Consider the following 18,869-nt stretch of genomic DNA (forward strand, 5'->3'; position numbering starts at 1 on the left):
ACTGCAGGTAGTCCAGCAGCAGTGTGCGAATGGCGTGGTCGTCATCGACCAGCAGGCAGCGGGTCATCGCAGAAAGCCCGAAAAGGCCAGCGGGCCGATGGCGCGAGTATCGGCGCGCTGGGGTGGACCCAAATGCGATCCATATGCGCGGCGGGGCAGGATGAACCCGGGCCCGCCGAGGCCACCGAGCCGCACACCCGCCAGGGAGTCGGGTACGCGTCTTGATTCGAATGACTCTCGACGAAGGGAATGATCGTGGAAATCGCGTTTGTGCTGCTGGTCGTTCTGTTGCTTTCCGGCCTGCGGATCGCGCAGGAGTACCAGCGTGGCGTCGTCTTCAGGTTGGGCCGCCATGTCGGTCTGCGCGGGCCGGGCCTGTACTGGATCATTCCGCTGGGCATCGAGCGGGCGGTGACGATCGACATCCGCACGCGCACCGTGTCGGCCGAACAGCAGGAAACGATCACCCGCGACAGCGTCACGATCAAGGTCAACGCGGTGCTGTGGTATCGGATCGTCGATGCTGCCAAGTCGGTGATCGAGGTGGCGGACGCCGAGGCGGCCGTGTACCAGCTGGCGCTTACGGGCCTGCGCAACATCATCGGTCAGCACGACCTCGACGAGGTGCTGCAGGAGCGCGACAAGATCAACTCGCTGCTCGGCGAAAGCATCGAAGGCTCGACGCTGGCCTGGGGGCTGGAAGTCCAACGCTTCGAGATGAAGGACGTCGAACTGCCGGTGGCGATGCAGCAGGTCATGGCGATGCAGGCCGAGGCCATCCGCGAGAAGCGCGCACGCATCATCAAGGCCGAGGCCGAATTCGATGCGTCGGTGAAATTGTCTGCGGCCGCAGCGCAGATCATGGCCAACCCGGCCGCGCTCGAACTGCGGCGGATGCAGATGATCTCCGAGGTCGGGGCCGAGAACAGCAGCACGACGGTGCTGATGATCCCGTCCGATTTCGTCACCTTGTCTCAGACCTTGAGCCAGTACCTGCAGCGCGGTGGCGCGGCGCCGGCAGCGGCGAGCGCCTGAGGCCGCAGGCGTCGGCCGGCGCGGTGCTCGCGCCCCTGTCGCCCCTTTGACAGCCACCGGCGACCGGCGTGACTAGAGTGGCCGCACAGGGCACTCTCAAGGAACGACGATGGGCGAGCTCAATGATCCGCTGGCGCAACTGCGCGCCGTGAACGAGACGGCGGCGTTCAACCGCTGGTGCGGGATCGAGGTGATGAGCGCGACGCCGGGCCAGGTCGAGATCGCGATGCAATGGCGGCCCGAGGTCGGCCAGTACGCCGGCTTTCTGCATGCGGGCGTTGTCGGTGCGCTGATCGACACCGCCTGCGGTTATGCCGCGGCCACGCTGGTTGGCCAGGTGCTGGCTGCGCACTATTCGGTCAACTGCCTGCGGCCCGCGATCGGTGAACGTTTCGTCGCCCGGGCGCGGGTCATCAAGCCAGGTAGGTCACAGGTGTTCACCGCCTGCGAGTTGTACGCCTGCACCGGCGGCGACGAGACGCTGGTGGCCACTGGCGAGACGCTGTTGTCGGTCGTGGCCAGCGCCGGCGGCCTGGCCACCGGTACCTAACGATTCAGCGCGCCTTCCACACCTTGCTCAACCGGTCGGCCGCGCCGTCGATGCGCTCCAGCCGCGGGTAGCGCAGGCCGCCGCGCCAGTCGATCGTCACGGTGCGGTACCGCTCGCCGTCCTTGACCAACAGCCGGATCGGCGCCTCGCCCTTGGTGTTGGCGCGCACGGCGGCTTCGAGCCGCTCGGCCTTGTAGGCGAGGTCGTTGACGGCCAGCACCGACATGCCCTTGGTCAGGCCGGCGTCGAAGGCCGGGCTGTTCCAGAACACCTGGGTGACGCGGCCATCGCCGATCAGCCGCAGCCCCAGCGAATAGGCCAGGTTCTGCGGCCGCTCGGTGCCGTTCTCGCCTTCCCAGCCGCGCTCGTTGCTCTCGAAGCTGCTTTCTTCGGCAGCCCAGGCCAGGCGCCAGCCACTGTTCGCGAGGCCGGGCGTCGGGCCGCCGACACGGTCGAGCCGCTCGTGCAGGAAGCGCCGCCAGTCGTGCGGGTGGATTGCATTCAATGCGGCCAGCAGTTCGTCTTCGGTGTAAGTCAGCCGCGCGATCGAGCCGTCGTCGCGGTGCTGCGTGTGGCCACCGAAGAAGGCGCGGCCCAGGTCGTCGAGCGAGTGCTGGTCGTGGCTGAGTGCACGCAGCGTCAGGTCGACATCGAGCCAGACCAGCTGCGCTTCGTCGTAGTAGTCGGCATTGCGCTRCCACTCGTCCCACTCGCGCGTCGGGCCAGGGCCGATCGCGGGGTCGATCACCGTGTCTTGCAAGGGCCGCCAGCTGCGGCCGCTGCGTGCGGCGACTTCGGCATAGACATTGGCCAGCCGGTCGCGCGCCTGCTCGGGTGTGCTGAGGCCGGCGCGGGCCGTCAGCACGTGGCCCCAGTACTCGGTCAGGCCTTCATAGGTCCACAGCAGGCTGTTGCCCATCGGCTGGTGGTAATCCGGCGTGGCCAGGTCGGCTGGCCGGCGGTGCTTGCCGTTCCACGAGTGCACGTACTCGTGGGCCAGCAGCTCGCGGCCGCGGATCGCCTTGTCCCAATCCTTGAAGTAGTCGGTTCGCAGGCCGTTCTCGCTTGACTCGTGGTGCTCGAGCCCGATGCCGCCGAACTCGTCGGACAGCGCGAGCATCAGGTCGTAGTGGCGATAGTGCCGCGCGCCGCCGAACAGCTTGTCGGCCTGCGTGATCAACGCGCGGTGCGCGTCGAGCTGCGCCTTGCTGGCGTCGAGCATCGTGGCCTCGTCGGCCAGCACCGTCAACGTGACCGGGTGCGCGGCGCCGGCGGCGTCCAGCGGCACCTGCTTCACATGGCGGCCAGCGAAGACCGGTGAATCGACCAGCGATTCGACCGACACCGGCGCGAAGTCGATCCAGCCGTCGGCGCCCGCCTGCACCGCCGCGCCCGACGGCCCGCGCAACGCGCTGACCTGCTGCCACTTGGGCGGCAGCTTCAGCCGCGGCTGCACGCGGATCGCGTGCACCGCCGGGCCGGCTGGGTACAGCAGCACGTTTTCCCACTCGACGCCGAGCAACTCGCGCGTCACGCTGATGCGTTCGCCGCTGCCGCGCACCGGTGCGAGGTACTGGAAATTGAGGGTTAGGCTGGCCGCGCCGGCCGGCACGTCGACCAGGAACGTGAACGGATCGGCCGCTTCGCGCCGCCATGACAAGCGCTGGTTGCCGGCCTGGATCGTCAGGCCGGCCAGCCGCGTCACGTCGCCATACGGGCCGTGGCCGCCCGGCAGGTAGCGCGCGTAGCGCAGCGCCAGGCGCTGGCCGGGCGTCGCCACCGGCAGGGTTTGCTGAACGCGCAGCACACGGCGATCGAGGTCGGTCGCATCGACCGCCAGCGTCATCGTGCCGGGCCAGCTGGCGGGTGGGGGGACCGTGGGCTGGGCCGCAGCGCTGGCGGCCGGCTCGGCGTGATCGCCATGTTCTCCATGCGCACGAGCGGGCAGCGCCGACCCGGCCAGCGCAGCCCATACCGCGAGGCCGAGCGCGCTGTGCCGGAGCGACGCTGCCGCGCTCATTTCGCCGCCCAGATGGCGCTGAGCCGATCGGGCGTGCCGTCCGTGCGCTCGAGCTTCGGATAGCGCAGGCCGCCACGCCAGTCGATGCGCATCAGCTTGTAGAGCTCACCGTCCTTGACCAGCAGCTCGATCGGCGCCTCGCCGTTCTTGTTGGCGCTGATCGCAGCCGCCAGCCGCTCGGGCTTGTAGACCTGCATGTTGACGGCCATCAGCTTCTGGCCAGTGGCAGCGCCCGCCTGGAAGGCAGGGCTGTTCCACATCACCTGGTCGAGCTCGCCGTCGCTGGCGACCATCAAGCCGAGCGAGAACGCGAAGTCGTCCGGCCGCTCGCGTCCGCTCGGGCCGCTGCGGCCTTCGTTGTGCTTGGCGAACTCGCTCTCGGTCTCCGACCAGCCGAGCTTCCAACCGCCGCGCGTCAACCCGTCCAGCGGTGCGCCGGGGCCGGTGCGGTCCAACCGCGCGCGCAGGAAGGCCGCCCAGTCGTGTGGCTGCACGCTGTTCAGCGTCTTGACCACGTCGTCGAAGCTGTAGGTCATGCTCTGCGGGCTGCCGTCGTCGTGCGGCTGCATCGTCGGGCCGAAGAAGGCACGGGCGAAGTCGTCGAGCGACTTGGTGTCGCCACTCTTCTCGCGGATCAGCGTGTCGGCGTCCAGCCAGATCAGCACCGCTTCGTCGTAGTAGTCGACGCCGCGTTGCCAGTCGCGCCAGATCTTGTCGCGTTGCGAGGCCAGCGTGCCTTCGGTCGTCGTGTCCTGCAGGCTGCGCCAGGCGCGGCCGCTGCGCGCGTCGAGGTGCGCGGCCAGTTGCGCCAGCCCGTCACGTGCCTGTTCGGTGGTCGCGAGGCCGCTGCGTGCGGTCAACACCTGGCCCCAGTACTGGGTCATCCCTTCGTAGACCCACAGCAGCGGGTTGCGCATCGGCACGTTGTACTGCGGTGTCCACAGATCGGCCGGGCGGCGGAACTTGCCGTTCCACGCGTGCGTGTACTCGTGCGGCAGCAGGCCGCGTGCGCGGATGGCCTTGTCCCAGTCCTTGAAGTAGTTGCTGCGCACGCCGTTCTCGCTCGACTCGTGGTGCTCCAGCCCGATGCCACCGAACGAGTTCGACAGCGAGAGCAGGAGGTCGTAGTGGCGCCACGGGCGCGAGCCGTAGAGCTTGTCGGCCTGCTGCACCAGCGCCTTGTGGGCGTCGAGCTGTGCGTTGCTTGCCTCCAGCTGCGAGGCCTCGTCGGCCAGCAGGTTCAGCGCCACCGGGTTCGGTGTGCCGGGTGGGTCCAGCTCGATGCGCTTGGCGTTCGGGCCGGCGAACAGCGGCGAGTCGACCAGGGTCTCCAGCGACACCGGCGCGAAGCGCACCCAGCCGTCCGAGCCGGCCTGCGCGACGTTGCCGTCGGCCGAGCGCAGCGCGCTGGCCTGCTGCCAACCGCCAGGCAGCTTGACGCTGGCCGCGACGCGGATCGCGCTGGCGTAGTGGCCGGCCGGGTACAGCACGGTCTGGTTCCATTGCACGCCCAGCAGCGCGCGGGTCATCGAGACGCGGCCCTGGCCGCGCTCGGTCGGCGTCAGGTGCTCGTAGCTCAACGTCAGTGTGCTGACACCGGCTGGCACATCGACGTGGAAGGCGTAGGGGTCGACCATGTCGCGCTGCCACGGCACGTTGCGCTCGCCGGCACGCACCTGCAGGCCGGCCAGTCGGTCGACATCGCCGTAGGGGCCGTGCGTGCCGGGCAGCCAGCGCGGGTACAAGAGTGTGAGCCGGCCGGGTTGTGCCACCGGCACTGTCTGCTGCACGCGCAGCACGCGGTGGTCGAGGTCGGTCGCATCGACGGCCAGCGTGATCACGCCGGGGTAGGGCGCGTTGCGCGGCGTCGGCTGCGGGATCGCGGCCACGTCGGCCATCGGCGTGACCGGCGTGATCGCCTGCGCCGCGACGGGCCAGGTGGTGGCGGTGAAACAGGCGAGCCCAGCGAGTCCGGTCCGAACGGCGCCGATCAGGCCCGCCCGGCCGCCCGCTGCGAACGCCGTGCCGGCCGGATGGGCCAGGCGGTGGGTACGCTGCATGGGTCGGTTCTCCAAAAGCCCCGCACCATACACGAGGGCAGGTCACCCCCTAACGCGCTAGGGACACGGGCTTGGGGCACGGGCTGGGGCACGGGCTGGGGCACCCGACGACGGCACGGCATACTACGTATCTACATGTATCCGCATGGCCAAGACCGAGGCGCTGTTGCCCACCACAGGTCGCGCCGTGCCATCACCAGAGGGAGGCTGGTTCGATGAAACAACAATGGAAGGCCGTCCACGGCCTGTTTTTCGGCCTGGCGCTGAGCACGCTCGCGCAGGCCCAGGGCTGCTACACCGTGTTCAATGGCCAGGTCGTCGAGCAGCGTTGCGCCCGGATGTTGCCGGCCGCCGACAGCACGTCGGAGCTCAACCGCCACCTGAGCCCGCGCTGCGCCAGTCTGAACGACGCGATGCGCAGCGCGGCCCAGCAGGGCAACTACAACACCATGCGCGATCTGCGGCAGGAGTTCATGCGCAAGTGCACCGACGAGGCACAAGCCGCCATGCAGAGCACCTACCGTGAACGCGAGAACGAACGCGAGCAGCAGCAGGAACAGCGCCGCCAGGTCGAGCAGGCTCAGGCCCAGTCGCGGGCGACGGCGCAGCAATGCGACGGCATGCGCGACGTGATCCAGATCAAGCGCAAGCGCGAGGCCACGCTGAATCCGACCGAGGTGGCGGCGCTGCGCCAGCTCGAGACGAGTTTCAACGAGCGCTGCCTGCGCCGCTGAAGGGGCGACCGCCGCGGTGGCGGTCGCCCGACTCGTTGGGGTCAGTGCTTCGGCGCGCTCAGCGAGATGCTGCCGTACAGCCCGCCCTCTTCGTCTTCGACGCCGGCGGCGAAGAACAGCGTGTTCTTCGGTTGGCCGAACAGGCCGTTGCCAAAGGCCAGGCCCCACAGCCCTTCGATGTGCAGCTTCTTGCCGTCTTCGCCGTGCAGGTAGCCGCGGAAGTGGCCGGTGCGCGGGTTGTAGGCCGCGATCGTGCCGTCACCGAAATTGCCGACCAGCAGCGCGCCGCTGTACTGGCCGAAGTCTTCCGGTGCCATCGCGAAGCCCCAAGGAGCGTTCATGCCGTCGTGCTTGACCAGGCGCTGCAGGAAGTGACCGTCGAAGTCGAACACGTCGATGAAGCCTTGGCCCTTGCCGGCGTGCTCGTCTTCGCCTTCCTTGTCGCGCTTGGCGTAGGCCACGTAGAGCTTGTCGCCGAAGGCCTGCACGTTGAACGGCGCGTAGTCGTTGTGCAGCTTCGGGTTGACGAAGCCGCCGCCGGTGGTGACCGGGGCGAAGCTGGCATCGAAGGTGTCGATGCGGCCGTTGACGAAGTCGGCCGCGTACAGCCGGTTGCCACTCGGCGTGGCGGCGATCGCCATGCCGCGGTAGCTGGCGTACGGCGTGGTGACCGCGACGATCGCGTTGTGCAGGTCGACGTTCGGCGCCCAGCCCGAGATCGTGCCGTCTTCGGTGCAGAAGATGAAACGGCTGGGGCCGCTCAGGCCGTTGGCGCTGACGACGAAGTCGCTCGAGCCGCTGAAGACGATGCCCGTCGGCGAGCCCATGTCGCCGCCCGGCGCCGGTGGCACCGCGACGACCAAGGTCTGCGGTACGCCGGCGCCGTCGTACAGCGTCGAGGTGCCGGTGTGGTTGTTCGAGACCCAGACGAAGCCGTTCGGGTTGAACGCCACGCCCCACGGATTTTTCAAGTTAGGGTCGGAGTGGTCGGCCGGTACGCTGCCGTCGGACACCAGGTTGTGCACGCTGTAGGCACTGCGCTCAGCCTGCGCGGCCGGGCTGAAGGCCGTGCCCAGGGCGAGCGCCAGCAGCGCGGCCAGCGGGCCACGCATCAGAAAACGTCGTTGCATCAGGTTCTCCTCGCATCCATGGTGGCCGCGCGCGGTTCACGCAGCGCGGGGTGGCGAGGCATGGGACGCTAGGACACACACCGGCCACCGTCAGTGGGTGCGGTGTGCGGTGCGCAAAGTTGCTGGCTGATTGTTTTTCGTTTCAGCGTTGCCAGCCGTGCTGCAGCGCCTGCTGCTCGGCCGCGGCGTTGAGTGGCGGGCCCTCGATGCGGCGGTCGACTTCGGCCAGCAGGGCGGCGGGCAAGGCGCTGCTGGCCTGGCGCATGCCACCAGACGGAGCAGCGCCGGTTGGCGAATCGACCAGCAATTGCACCGCCCAGTCATGGCCTTCGCGGCAGGCCAGACCGGCATTGCCGCTGGTGCTGAACGTCCGGCAGTAGCGGCCGGCCTGGTCGACGAAGCTGAAGTGCAGCTGCACAGCGGCGCCGGGCTCCGGCGTTGCGGCGGTCTGGGTCGACAGCGAGGCTTGCACCGGGCCGCGCGCCACCAGCTTGCCGGCTTGGAGCGCAAAGCCATCGGGCGCTGCGTTGCCGCTGGGCCAGCCGAAGTGGCCGATCAGCACGCCGATGGCGATGCTCGCGGCCAAACCGCCCCACTGGACCCAGCTGGGGCGAGCAGAGGGCATGGCAGGCACGCGTGCAGCTTCGACGGCGGCACGATGCCGGGCCAACGAGATGACGGGCGCGCGTGCTGGCGCAGGCGCAGGAGTTGGGGCCACGGTCTGCAGCAGGCGCTCGGGCACCGGCTCGTCCAGCTCGTCGGCAAACGCTGCGTTCAGCCGCGCACGCAACCGCTGCTGCTGCGCCAACCGCTCGGCCAGTGTCGGGTCGGCGGCCACTGCGGCGGCGACGCTGTCGCGCTCGGCGCCGTCCAGCTCGCCGTCGGCGAAGGCCATCAACTGCTCGTCGGTGATCGGGGTCGGGGTCATCGGGGTCTCGCGGTGTTCACGGTGCGGCCAGCAGGCCTTGCAAGGTTTCGCGGGCGCGGGCCAGGCGGCTGGTCAGCGTGCCGATCGGGATGCCCAGCACCTCGGCCGCTTCCTTGTACGGCAGGCCCTCGACCAGCACCAGCGCAACGACCGCACGCTGGTCGTCGCCCAACCTGGCGACCGCGTTGCGCACCGCGATTGCATCGATCTGGCTGTCGTTGGTCGACACACCGACCTGCAGGCCTTGCTCTTCGGGCACGAAGGTTTCGTTGTGCCGGCCGCGGGCGCGCAGCTCGTCGATCCAGGCGTTCTGCATGATGCGGAACAGCCAGCTGTCGAGCCGGCTGCCCGGCTGCCATTGGCTGCTGCGGTTCAAGGCGCGCTCCACCGCCAGCTGCACCAGGTCGTCGGCGTCTTCGCGGTGGCGGGTGAGGGTGCGGCCGAAACGCCGCAGGCGCGGCAGCAGGGCGGCGATGTCTTGGCGCAGCGATTGGTTCTCATCGTCCATCATGGCTTTGTCGCGACAACGTCGGGCGACGGGATTTTCTTCCCTCCGGCCGTCGTTATGCTCGGCATGGTGAAGATGCTGAGACCCGGTGCCTGCCTGCGTGGCTTGTTGTTTGCCGGCGCGGTGGCGGTGGCCTTGCCGGCGTGGGCGCAGCTGCGCTTGCCTGGCGCCGGTGGACTGCCGAACCTGCCACGCTTGCCCACGCAGCCGCTGGGGGTGCCACTGGACACGCGGGCGGTGGAGAGACAGGCCGAAGAGCGGCTGCGCGAGCTGCGGCGCACGACCTTGCGCGCGCTGCTGGCCGATCACGCCGACGTGCTCGAAGCCGACCCCGCTGGCGAGCCGATCGTGCGGGGCGAGCTGCTGCTGGTGTCGCCTTCGGCCGCGCTGTTGACCGCGGCGCAGGCGCAGGGCTTTTCGCTGCTGCGTGAACAGACGCTCGATGGCCTGGACGAGTTGCGCAACGTCGTGCTGCAGGCGCCGCGTGGCCGCAGCACGGCGCAGGCCCTGGCCACATTGCGGCTGCTGGACCCGGCGCTGGTGGTCGACTTCAACCACCTCTACACGCGCAGCGGTGAAGTCGATGCCTCGGCCACGAGTGCGCCCGCCGCGTCCGCGCCTTCATCGTCTGCAGCCAAGCCACTGCGCATCGGCCTGATCGACAGCGGCGTCGACGCCACGCACCCGGCGCTGCGAGACGGCGCGCTGCAGCGCTGGGGTTGCGACGGCGCGGTGCGGCCGAGCGTGCATGGCACGGCGGTCGCGTCGCTGCTGGTCGGGCGGGACGGTCGCTTTGCCGGCGCCTTGCCGGGCGCGACGCTGTATGCGGCCGATGTCTACTGCGGCCAACCGGTCGGCGGCTCGGCCGAACGCGTCGCGCAGGCGTTGGCGTGGATGGCGCGTGAGCGCGTGCCGGTGGTCAACGTCAGCCTGGTCGGGCCGGCCAACCGGCTGCTCGAACAAGCGGTGCACGCATTGACGGGCCGCGGCCAGCTGGTGGTGGCGGCGGTCGGCAACGACGGCCCGACGGCGCCGCCGCTGTACCCGGCGGCTTATCCCGACGCGGTCGGCGTGACCGGCGTCACCAGCCGGCGCCGCGTGTTGCCGGAGGCCGCCCAAGGGCCGCAGGTGCAGTTCGCCGCACCGGGTGCCGACCTGGCGGTGGCCGCGTCAAGCGATGGCGGTTACGGCACGGCGCGCGGCACCTCTTTTGCGGCGCCGGTGGTCGCTGGCCTGCTAGCGGCGCAACTGTCCAGCCCCGATGCGGCTGCGGCACGAGCGGCCGTACAAGTGCTGGCCCGCCAGGCGCTGGACCTGGGCGCCAGCGGCCGCGACCCGGTGTTCGGCTGGGGCCTGGTTGGCGAAACCTTGCGCACTGCGCCCGAGCGGGTGCAGGCCCGCGCCAGCGTCTGGCCTTGAGGCGATCCTGTAAGGGTTTGCAAGCGGCGGAAGAAGCGCTCAGCGGGGCTCGTTGTCAGGTGGCAAGGCGCAGATGGTCTGCCGCCGACACCATCGACAAGGAGTTTCACCATGAACACCCGCAACACCACCCGCATCGCTGCTGCTCTGATCACCGTGGCTTCCAGCCTGTTGACGCTGCCCTCGGCCCACGCCGGCCTGTTGGGTGGCGGGGGCGGCAACCTGGGCGGTGGCCTGATGGGCCAGGGCGGCCTCACCGGTTCACTCGGCCCGCGCAGCTTCGATGCCAATGGCGGCTTGGCCGGCCAAGGCCAGCAGGACCTGCGGTTGCCGCGCGCGCAACGCCAACTGAACAGCAGCGCTGATGCGACGGGCACGGCCTCGGCGCAAGGTCGTCAAGCGACGGCAGCGGCGCAGGGCAATGGCCAGGCGCTGTTGAGCGGCGCCAACGCGCCGGCGGCCCCCGCCCCAGCTGTCCCGACTGCGCCGGCCACTCAGAGCCTGAGCGGCGCCGCGGCCGGTGCCGCCGCAGCAGGCCCGGCCTCGGCCAACGGCGCGGCTGCGGCCCAGGCTACGCGCGAAGGGCGCAACGTCAACGCCGGCGGCAATGCGTCGGCCAGCGGCAACGTGCAGCGCTGACGGCGCCGCGCCTCAGGCGGGCTGCTCTTCGATCAGGTAGCTCGCCCCGTCGTACTGCGCCAGCACTTCGGTGAGGTAGGGCATCACGCCTTGCAGTGTCTCGTGCAGCGTGAACGGCGGGTTGATGACGAACAGCCCGCTGCCGGCCAGGCCGAAGCCCTGCGAATCGGCTTGTGCCACCGTCATGCGCACATGCAGCCAGCCTTTGGGCGCCAGCGCCATCAGGCGCTTGGGCGACTGTGCGGCTTCAACCCGCGCGATCTGCGGGTACCAGATCACGTAGACACCCTCGGCGTAACGCGCAATGGCCTCGCGCATCGCAGCCACCACCTTCCCGTAGTCGCCGACCAGCTCGTACGACGGGTCCATCAGCACCAGCGCGCGGCGCGGGTTCGGTGGCACCTGGCCCTTCAGGCCGGCAAAGCCGTCTTCGTTGAGCACCTGCACGTGGCGGCCGCCGAAGTGCGCAGCGAGCGTGCGTGCATCGCTGGAATGCAGCTCGAACAGCCGCATCGAGTCTCCTGGACGCAGGTGCATGCGGGCGAACGACGGCGAGCCGGGGTACAGCGCCAGCGGCGGCGTCATGCCTTTTTCCAGCACCGGCGCGGGCTGGCCCGGCTCGGGTGCCGGCAGGTTGAACTGCTGCACCAGCTGCACATAGTCGGCCACGGCCGGCGGCAGGTCAGGGCGGCTCCACAGCCGGTTGATGCCTTCGCGGTACTCGGCCTTCTTTTGCGCCTGCGCGCCCTTGAGCAGGTAACCACCGGCGCCGGCATGGGTGTCGATGTAGCGGAACGGCTTGTCCTTGGCCGTCATGTAGCGCAGCACCTGGTCGAGCACCAGATGCTTCAGCACATCGGCGTGGTTGCCCGCGTGAAAGGCGTGTCGGTAGGCGAGCATGGCGGGTCTTCTTTCTGGGCTGAACCCCAAATCGCGGCGCGCTGCCGCCTGGTTCGACGGAGGGCCTGGATCGCGTGGGGCCTTGGTTCAGCTCGCACTTTAGCCGGCGTGGCTTTCGATAGGCTGCGTGCCCATGACTTCATCTCTTTACGACCCGCTGCAGATGGGCGACATCGCGCTCGCCAACCGCATCGTGATGGCGCCGCTGACCCGCAACCGCGCCGGTGCCGGCCAAGTGCCGACGCAGCTGATGGCCGAGTACTACCGCCAGCGCGCCAACCCCGAGACGGGGGCCGGCCTGATCGTCACCGAGGCCAGCCAGATCAGCCCGATGGCCCAGGGTTACCTCGACACGCCGGGCATCTATTCGCCCGAGCAGGTGGCCGGCTGGCGGCGTGTCACCGATGCAGTTCACGGCGAAGGCGGCAAGGTCGTGATCCAGCTCTGGCACGTCGGCCGCATCTCGCATGTGTCGCTGCTGCCAAGCGGCGCGCAGCCGGTGTCGTCGACGGATCGCCCGGCCAAGGGCCGCACCTTCATCGAGGGCGGCTTCTTCCCGGTGTCGGCGCCGCGTGCCTTGCGCACCGACGAAATCCCCGGCCTGATCGCCGACTACCGCCGCGCCGCCGGGCTGGCGATGCAGGCCGGCTTCGACGGTGTCGAGCTGCACGCGGCCAACGGCTACCTGCTCGAGCAGTTCCTGCGCGACAGCATCAACGACCGCAGCGACGACTACGGCGGCTCGATCGAGAACCGCACCCGGCTGCTGGCCGAGGTGTTGCAGGCGATCACCAGCGAAATCGGTGGTGGCCGTACAGGCGTGCGCCTGTCACCGATCACCCCGTCCAACGACGCCGGCCAGGACAGCGATGCCCAAGCCACCTACGGCCGCGCAATGGAGCGCATCGCGCCGCTCGGCCTGGCCTACGTCCACGTGGTCGAAGGCGCGACCGGCGGCCCACGCGACCTGGGCGCGCAAGGCGTGGCTCCGTTCGACTACGCCGCCTTGCGGGCCCATCACGCCGGCGCCTGGATGGTCAACAACGCCTACGACCGCCCAATGGCCGAAGCCGCGGTCCGCCACGGCGATGCCGACCTCGTCGCCTTCGGCAAACTCTTCATCGCCAACCCCGACCTCGGCCGCCGCCTTCGCAAAGGCGCTCCGCTGAACCCGCTCGACAACGCGACGCTCTACGGCGGCGACGAACGCGGCTACACCGACTACCCCGCACTGGTGGATTGAGCAGGTCGCGGCGCCCGTAAGGGCCGCCGCTTCCAAGTGGCGTGCGCGGATCTGGCTTTGCCAGTCCGCTGCGCGAGCCCCCTCGGGGGCCGAGGCCGGACATGAACAGTCCAGTGGACTGTTCGTGCCTGCCGAGGGGCTTGGCCACTGGCCAAGCGCGGCCTGCAAGGTAGCCCCCCTGGAAGGGGCGTGGGGGCTTTATTTACGCGGGGACTCGCAGCAGCCATCCCGGCTGCAACTCGTCGGTGTCGCCAATCAGCGGCTGGTTGGCGGCGCGCAGTTGCTGTTCGCGTTGCGCGTCGCGATACAGGTCTTTGGCGATACGCGCCAGCGTGTCACCCGGCTGCACGAAGCGCCAGCGGGAGACCTCGGACGGCATCACCACCGTCATGCGGTCGTCGACCGCCGCCACGCCGCGCACGTTGCCGCAGCACAGCAGGATGCGTTCTCGGGCGTCCTGGCTCGCCGCACAACCGGTCACCCGAAGCATCGAGCGGGCCGGCTCGTAGGTCACTTCCAGCTGCTCGGCGCGCAGGCCCAACTGGGCCAGGCGGGCCTCGATGGCTCGGCACAGGGTGGCCGGCACAGCGAGAGTCGTCTCACCGTCCGGTTGGACGGGGTTCGTGACCAGCAAGTCGGCGCCGGCCTCCCGATCAAAACTCAATAGACTCACGGCCATCCCTCTTATCTTTTGTGAGCAGACGTAGGGTATCTGAAATTAGGGGGGTGCGATAAATGACGAGAGCATCGTTGACATTTCAAGTGTGATATTGGTCGCCGCTTGGCGGTGGGTGCCGGCGCGGCGGCTCTAAGTTCAATCGAAAGCATTCTTTGTTCGGCCCAGGGCCCGCCGCTAAGGTGGCTGGCATGCTGAATGCGATTCCGGTCCGCGAGCTTCCCCGGCAGGGCGCCGAGCCGGGCGCTGTGGCCGATGTCGCCGGGCCCGACCGGCCCAACCGACGAGTCGCCGCGCTGGCCGGCAGCCCGTCGGCACACTCCCGATCTGCCGCCTTGCTGCGGCAAGCCCTGCAGCTGTTGGGGCCGGACGCGCAGCCGGTGACGATCGACATCCGCAACTTGCCTGCTGCCGCACTGTTGCGGGCCGATGCCGCTGAGCCAGCCCTGGCGCTGGCTGTGACCCAGGTGCAAGCGGCCGAACTGGTGCTGGTCGCCACCCCGATCTACAAGGCCGCCTACAGCGGCGTGCTGAAGCTGTTTCTCGACCTGCTGCCGCCGGACGCTTTGCGCGGCAAGCGGGTGCTGCCACTGGCCACCGGTGGCAGCGTGGCGCACTTGCTGGCTGTTGATTACGCGCTGCGGCCGGTGCTGGCCGCGCTCGGTGCGCGCGAGATCCTCGACACGGTGTTCGCCTCCGATGCGCAGTTCGATGCCGACGAGTCCGGCGGCTGGCACCCCAACCACGCCGTGCGCGACCGGTTGCTGCGGGCCTTGGCCGACCCGCGCGCGCCTGCCGCAGAGCCGTTGAACTGGGTGCCGGCCTCGCCGCCGCATCCCACGTCGGTCGACCGCAGCGGTGCCGTCACCGCGGCGTGTTGACGCCCGCGCTGCCCCACTGATTTTCCTGAGCTCTGGTGGCTCCTCGTCCCGGCGCCGGCGCCTGTGTGCGCGCGTCGGGCGTTCGACCCCGGCTTTTTGCCGCGGGTCGCTTTTATTCGATGGCCGCCGCGCGCTGGCGCGGCGGCCCTGAAAGGCAAACCTTTTCATGAACGCTGTCATCGTCTGGATCCGCCGCGTCGTCGGCCTGCTGGTCGTCTCCTTGTCCCTGCCGGTGCTAGCGCAGAGCGCGTCCGCGCCGCTGCGCATCGGCTACCAGAAGTCCGCCAGCCTGCTGGCGCTGCAGAAGTCGCAAGGCACGCTGGAAAAGCGTCTGGCGCCGCAGAGCGTGGCTGTGCAATGGGTTGAGTTCCCGGCCGGGCCGCAGTTGCTCGAAGGGCTCAACGTCGGCTCGGTCGACGTCGGCTTCGTCGGTGAGGCGCCGCCGATCTTTGCCCAGGCCGCCGGCGCCAACTTCGTCTACATCGGCAACGACCCGGCGGCGCCCGAGGCCGAGGCCATCGTCGTGCCCAAGGACTCGCCACTGAAGAGCGTGGCCGAGCTGCGCGGCAAGAAGGTGGCGCTGAACAAGGGCTCGAACGTGCACTACCTGCTGGTGCGTGCGCTCGAGAAAGCGGGCCTGAAATACAGCGACATCCAGCCGGTCTTCCTGCCGCCGGCCGATGCCCGTGCGGCCTTCGAGCGTGGCGCGGTCGACGCCTGGGTGATCTGGGACCCGTTCCTCGCCGCGGTCGAGAAGCAGACCGGCGCACGCATCCTGGCCGATGGCCGCGGCGTGGTGAACAACTACGCCTACTACCTGGCCGAGCGCGGTTATGCCGAGCGTTACCCGCAGGTCATCCGCACGCTGTTCGACGACACGGTCGAGCGCGGGCGCTGGCTGAAGGCCAACCTGAAGCAGGCGGCCGCGCTGATCGCGCCGCTGCAGGGGCTGGACCCGGCGGTGATCGAGCTGAGCCTGCAGCGCTACCAGTTCGGGGTCACGCCGCTGACGCCGGCGGTGGCGGCCGAGCAGCAGAAGATCGCCGACACCTTCGTTGAGTTGAAGTTGATCCCGAAGCCGATCCGCATCGCCGACGCGCTGCCCGGTGTGCGCACCGCGCAGGCGAACTGAGGGCCGCGGCATGGATGGCGAACCTTTTCACTTCTCACGCCGCAGCCTGTTGGGTCTGCTGGGCGCCGCGGTGTCCGTGCCCGCATGGCGCAGCGCCCGTGCGGACGACAGCGCGCCGCTGCGCATCGGCTTCCAGAAAGGCACCGTCAATCTCGCGCTGTTGAAAAGCCTGGGCCTGCTCGACAAGCACCTGCCCGGCACGACCGTGCAGTGGGTCGAGTTTCCGGCCGGCCCGCAACTGCTGGAGGCACTGGCGGTCGGCAGCATCGACCTCGGCGCGACAGGCGACGCGCCACCGGTGTTCGCGCAGGCCGCGGGCAAGGACCTGCTCTATGTCGGCGCCGAACCACCCAAGCCCGACAGCTCGGCCATCCTGGTCAAGCCCGATGCGCCGCTGCATACGCTGGCCGACTTGAAGGGCAGGCGCATCGCGCTGCAGAAAGGCTCGTCGGCGCATTTCCTGACCGTGCAGGCGGTGGCCAAAGCGGGGCTGGCCTGGGCCGACATCACGCCGGTCTACCTGCCGCCGGCCGATGCCCGCGCGGCCTTTGAGCGCGGCGCGGTCGACGCCTGGGCGATCTGGGACCCGTACTACGCGGCGGCCGAGATCGATGGCCAGGTGAGGGTGCTGGTGAGCAGTCGCGGATTGACCGGCAACAACACCTTCTACCTGGCCTCTCGGGCATTGGCTGGACGCGAGCGCGCGCTGGCCGGCGTGTTCGCCGCATTGACCGAGACCGACGCCTGGGTGCAGTCGCATCGGCAGGACGCGGCCAAGCGCTACGCCGATTTCGCCGGCCTGGGCCTGGCGACCGTGCTGCGGGTGCTCGAGCGGCGTCAGCCCTCGCCGGTGGCGCCGCTGTCACCTGCGCTGGTGGCCGAGCAGCAAAAGGTGGCCGACGCGTTTGCCCGCCTCGGCCTGATTCCGAAGCCGATTCAGGTTGCACAAATCGTCTGGACGCCGGGCGCACCGCGCGTGGCGGCCCGCTGACGCGATGACAACACGGAGCTTGGTTCGATGAAGATCCTCTGGTTCATTCCCACCCACGGTGACAGCCGCTACCTTGGCACCTCGCAAGGCGCGCGCGTGGCCGACTTCAACTACTTCAAGCAGGTGGCGGTGGCGGCCGACACGCTCGGCTACGAAGGCGTGCTGATCCCGACCGGCCGCTCGTGCGAAGACCCATGGACGGTCGCGTCCAGCCTGATCGGCGCGACCGAGCGGCTCAAGTTCCTGGTCGCGCTGCGGCCGGGCCTGATCACGCCCAGTCAGTACGCGCGCATCGCCGCGACCTTCGACCGCCTTTCAGGCGGCCGGCTGCTGATCAACCTGGTGACCGGTGGCGACGCGGCCGAGCTCGCCGGTGATGGTCAGTTCCTGCCGCACGGCGAGCGCTACGCGCAAGCGGCCGAGTTCATGACCATCTGGCGCGAGATCCTGGCCCGCAGCCACCGCGGCGAAGCGCTGGACTTCGACGGCCAACACCTGAAGGTCGAAGGCGCGAAGCTGTTGTACCCGCCGCTGCAACGGCCGTATCCGCCGCTGTTCTTCGGTGGCTCATCGCCCGAGGCGCACGAGCTGGCGGCCGAGCAGCTGGACACCTACCTGACCTGGGGCGAGCCGCCGGCGGCGGTGGCCGAGAAGGTCGCCGACATTCGCCAGCGCGCCGCGCGTCACGGGCGAACCTTGAGCTTCGGTATTCGCCTGCACGTGATCGTGCGCGAGACCGAGGATGCCGCCTGGCGCGCCGCGGCCGAGCTGATCTCGCACCTGGACGAAGCGACGGTCGCACGCGCTCAAGAGACCTTCGGCCGCATGGACTCCGAAGGCCAGCGCCGGATGGCCGCGCTGCACGGCGGCCGCTTCGACAAGCAGGACGTGCGGCGCGGGCTGGAGGTGGCGCCCAACCTGTGGGCCGGCGTCGGCCTGGTGCGCGGCGGCGCCGGCACCGCGCTGGTCGGCAACCCGCAGCAGGTGGCCGATCGGATCAAGGAATACGCCGCGCTGGGGCTGGACTACTTCATCCTGTCGGGCTACCCGCACCTCGAAGAGGCCTACCGTTTCGCCGAGCTGGTGTTCCCCTTGCTGCCGCTCGACGTGCGTGAGCGCCTGACGCAGCCGGCGCTCAGCGGCCCGTTTGGCGAGATCGTCGCAAACACGCACGCACCACGGCCCGCCGAGCCTGCGTTGGCGCGGTCGGCGAGTTGAAGGGCAACGAGATGGCTGTATCGCGTGACGCGACCAGGCGAGCATTGCCGTGGCTGGTGCCGCTGACGATCCTCGTCGCCTGGGAGCTGGCCTCGGCCAGCGGCTGGTTGTCCACCCGCGTGCTGCCCGAGCCGCGCGCAGTGCTGGCGGCGTTCGTCTCGCTGCTGCGCTCGGGTGAGCTGCTGCACCACGTGCTGGTCAGCACCGGCCGCGCATTGGCCGGCCTGGCGATCGGTGGCAGTGCCGGCCTGCTGCTGGGGCTGTTGTGCGGCAGCTTCCGCTGGGCCGAGACCTTGCTCGACAGCAGCCTGCAGATGCTGCGCAACATCCCGGCGCTGGCGCTGATCCCGCTGGTGATCCTGTGGTTCGGCATCGACGAGGCGGCCAAGCTCTTCCTGGTCGCTGTCGGTGTGTTCTTCCCGATCTACCTGAACACCTTCCACGGCATCCGCTCGGTCGACCCGGGGCTGATCGAGATGGCGCGCAGCTACGGGTTGTCGGGTTGGGCGCTGTACCGACAGGTCATCCTGCCCGGGGCACTGCCGTCGATCCTGGTGGGCTTGCGCTTTTCGCTCGGGCTGATGTGGGTGCTGCTGATCGTCGCCGAGACGATCTCGGCCCAGGCCGGCATCGGCTACCTGACGATGAATGCGCGCGAGTTCCTGCAGACCGACGTGGTGCTGGTCGGGATCATTCTTTACGCGCTGCTGGGCAAGCTGGCCGACGGTATCGCCCGCGGCCTGGAGCGATGGTGGCTGCGCTGGCACCCGGGGTACCAGGCGGCGGTGTGACGATGAGCATGAGA

Annotated in this window: 18 protein-coding genes; 11 read left to right on the top strand and 7 right to left on the bottom strand. The window is 69.5% G+C overall.

The features are described 5' to 3' along the window. Positions 1–255 precede the first annotated feature (255 nt). Positions 256–1,035 (top strand): SPFH domain-containing protein, encoded by a 780-nt coding sequence (locus AC1DYI_RS01210; protein ID WP_477202252.1) that lies wholly within the window; start codon positions 256–258, stop codon positions 1,033–1,035. Positions 1,036–1,144: 109 nt separating this feature from the next. Further along, the gene (locus AC1DYI_RS01215) at positions 1,145–1,585 is read left to right on the top strand and encodes a PaaI family thioesterase (protein WP_477202253.1); all 441 of its coding nucleotides are present in this window, start codon (positions 1,145–1,147) and stop codon (positions 1,583–1,585) included. 4 nt (positions 1,586–1,589) lie between these two features. On the opposite strand, the gene AC1DYI_RS01220 is transcribed toward AC1DYI_RS01215, so the two are convergent. Next, complete coding sequence (locus AC1DYI_RS01220; protein WP_477202254.1) at positions 1,590–3,605, bottom strand: M61 family metallopeptidase; 2,016 nt, start codon at positions 3,603–3,605, stop codon at positions 1,590–1,592. Beyond that, the gene (locus AC1DYI_RS01225; RefSeq protein ID WP_477202255.1) at positions 3,602–5,665 is read right to left on the bottom strand and encodes a M61 family metallopeptidase; all 2,064 of its coding nucleotides are present in this window, start codon (positions 5,663–5,665) and stop codon (positions 3,602–3,604) included. Before AC1DYI_RS01225 ends, AC1DYI_RS01220 begins: the two co-directional genes overlap by 4 nt. A gap of 215 nt (positions 5,666–5,880) precedes the next feature. Here AC1DYI_RS01225 and AC1DYI_RS01230 point away from each other — a divergent pair, with 215 nt between their 5' ends. After that, the gene (locus tag AC1DYI_RS01230; protein WP_477202256.1) at positions 5,881–6,399 is read left to right on the top strand and encodes a hypothetical protein; all 519 of its coding nucleotides are present in this window, start codon (positions 5,881–5,883) and stop codon (positions 6,397–6,399) included. A 41-nt stretch (positions 6,400–6,440) separates the two neighbouring features. On the opposite strand, the gene AC1DYI_RS01235 is transcribed toward AC1DYI_RS01230, so the two are convergent. The 3 genes from AC1DYI_RS01235 to AC1DYI_RS01245 all read right to left on the bottom strand — a co-directional run bounded on the left by AC1DYI_RS01235 (position 6,441) and on the right by AC1DYI_RS01245 (position 8,965). Then, positions 6,441–7,529, bottom strand: coding sequence for a TIGR03118 family protein (locus AC1DYI_RS01235; RefSeq protein ID WP_477202257.1), 1,089 nt, complete (start codon positions 7,527–7,529; stop codon positions 6,441–6,443). A 142-nt stretch (positions 7,530–7,671) separates the two neighbouring features. Beyond that, positions 7,672–8,457 carry an anti-sigma factor family protein gene (locus AC1DYI_RS01240; protein ID WP_477202258.1) on the bottom strand — a complete coding sequence of 262 codons (786 nt, stop codon included), beginning with the start codon at positions 8,455–8,457 and terminating at the stop codon, positions 7,672–7,674. A gap of 16 nt (positions 8,458–8,473) precedes the next feature. Continuing rightward, positions 8,474–8,965, bottom strand: coding sequence for an RNA polymerase sigma factor (locus AC1DYI_RS01245; protein ID WP_477202259.1), 492 nt, complete (start codon positions 8,963–8,965; stop codon positions 8,474–8,476). Between the two features lie 75 nt (positions 8,966–9,040). On the opposite strand from AC1DYI_RS01245, the gene AC1DYI_RS01250 reads away from it, so the two are divergent. Beyond that, a complete protein-coding gene (locus AC1DYI_RS01250) occupies positions 9,041–10,384 on the top strand; it encodes a S8 family serine peptidase (RefSeq protein WP_477202260.1) in 1,344 nt (447 codons plus the stop codon). Positions 10,385–10,495: 111 nt separating this feature from the next. Next, the gene (locus AC1DYI_RS01255) at positions 10,496–11,023 is read left to right on the top strand and encodes a hypothetical protein (protein ID WP_477202261.1); all 528 of its coding nucleotides are present in this window, start codon (positions 10,496–10,498) and stop codon (positions 11,021–11,023) included. 12 nt (positions 11,024–11,035) lie between these two features. Here the strand turns inward: AC1DYI_RS01255 and AC1DYI_RS01260 are convergent, their stop codons facing one another. Further along, the gene (locus tag AC1DYI_RS01260; RefSeq protein WP_477202262.1) at positions 11,036–11,923 is read right to left on the bottom strand and encodes a 23S rRNA (adenine(2030)-N(6))-methyltransferase RlmJ; all 888 of its coding nucleotides are present in this window, start codon (positions 11,921–11,923) and stop codon (positions 11,036–11,038) included. Between the two features lie 133 nt (positions 11,924–12,056). On the opposite strand from AC1DYI_RS01260, the gene AC1DYI_RS01265 reads away from it, so the two are divergent. After that, positions 12,057–13,166: an alkene reductase gene (locus tag AC1DYI_RS01265; RefSeq protein ID WP_477202263.1), complete on the top strand. Its 1,110-nt coding sequence runs from the start codon at positions 12,057–12,059 to the stop codon at positions 13,164–13,166. Between the two features lie 202 nt (positions 13,167–13,368). On the opposite strand, the gene AC1DYI_RS01270 is transcribed toward AC1DYI_RS01265, so the two are convergent. Next, positions 13,369–13,845 (bottom strand): BON domain-containing protein, encoded by a 477-nt coding sequence (locus tag AC1DYI_RS01270; protein WP_477202264.1) that lies wholly within the window; start codon positions 13,843–13,845, stop codon positions 13,369–13,371. A gap of 188 nt (positions 13,846–14,033) precedes the next feature. On the opposite strand from AC1DYI_RS01270, the gene ssuE reads away from it, so the two are divergent. The 5 genes from ssuE to ssuC all read left to right on the top strand — a co-directional run bounded on the left by ssuE (position 14,034) and on the right by ssuC (position 18,855). Next, positions 14,034–14,723 carry an NADPH-dependent FMN reductase gene (ssuE, locus tag AC1DYI_RS01275; protein WP_477202265.1) on the top strand — a complete coding sequence of 230 codons (690 nt, stop codon included), beginning with the start codon at positions 14,034–14,036 and terminating at the stop codon, positions 14,721–14,723. 166 nt (positions 14,724–14,889) lie between these two features. Next, entirely contained in the window at positions 14,890–15,855 is a 966-nt protein-coding gene (locus tag AC1DYI_RS01280; RefSeq protein WP_477202266.1) for a sulfonate ABC transporter substrate-binding protein, read from the top strand. Between the two features lie 10 nt (positions 15,856–15,865). Next, positions 15,866–16,846 (top strand): aliphatic sulfonate ABC transporter substrate-binding protein, encoded by a 981-nt coding sequence (locus AC1DYI_RS01285; RefSeq protein ID WP_477202267.1) that lies wholly within the window; start codon positions 15,866–15,868, stop codon positions 16,844–16,846. Between the two features lie 27 nt (positions 16,847–16,873). Further along, a complete protein-coding gene (gene ssuD / locus AC1DYI_RS01290; protein ID WP_477202268.1) occupies positions 16,874–18,064 on the top strand; it encodes an FMNH2-dependent alkanesulfonate monooxygenase in 1,191 nt (396 codons plus the stop codon). 11 nt (positions 18,065–18,075) lie between these two features. Beyond that, positions 18,076–18,855, top strand: coding sequence for an aliphatic sulfonate ABC transporter permease SsuC (gene ssuC / locus AC1DYI_RS01295; protein WP_477202269.1), 780 nt, complete (start codon positions 18,076–18,078; stop codon positions 18,853–18,855). Positions 18,856–18,869: the final 14 nt, after the last annotated feature.

The organism is Ideonella sp. P3_A4, from assembly GCF_056403075.1.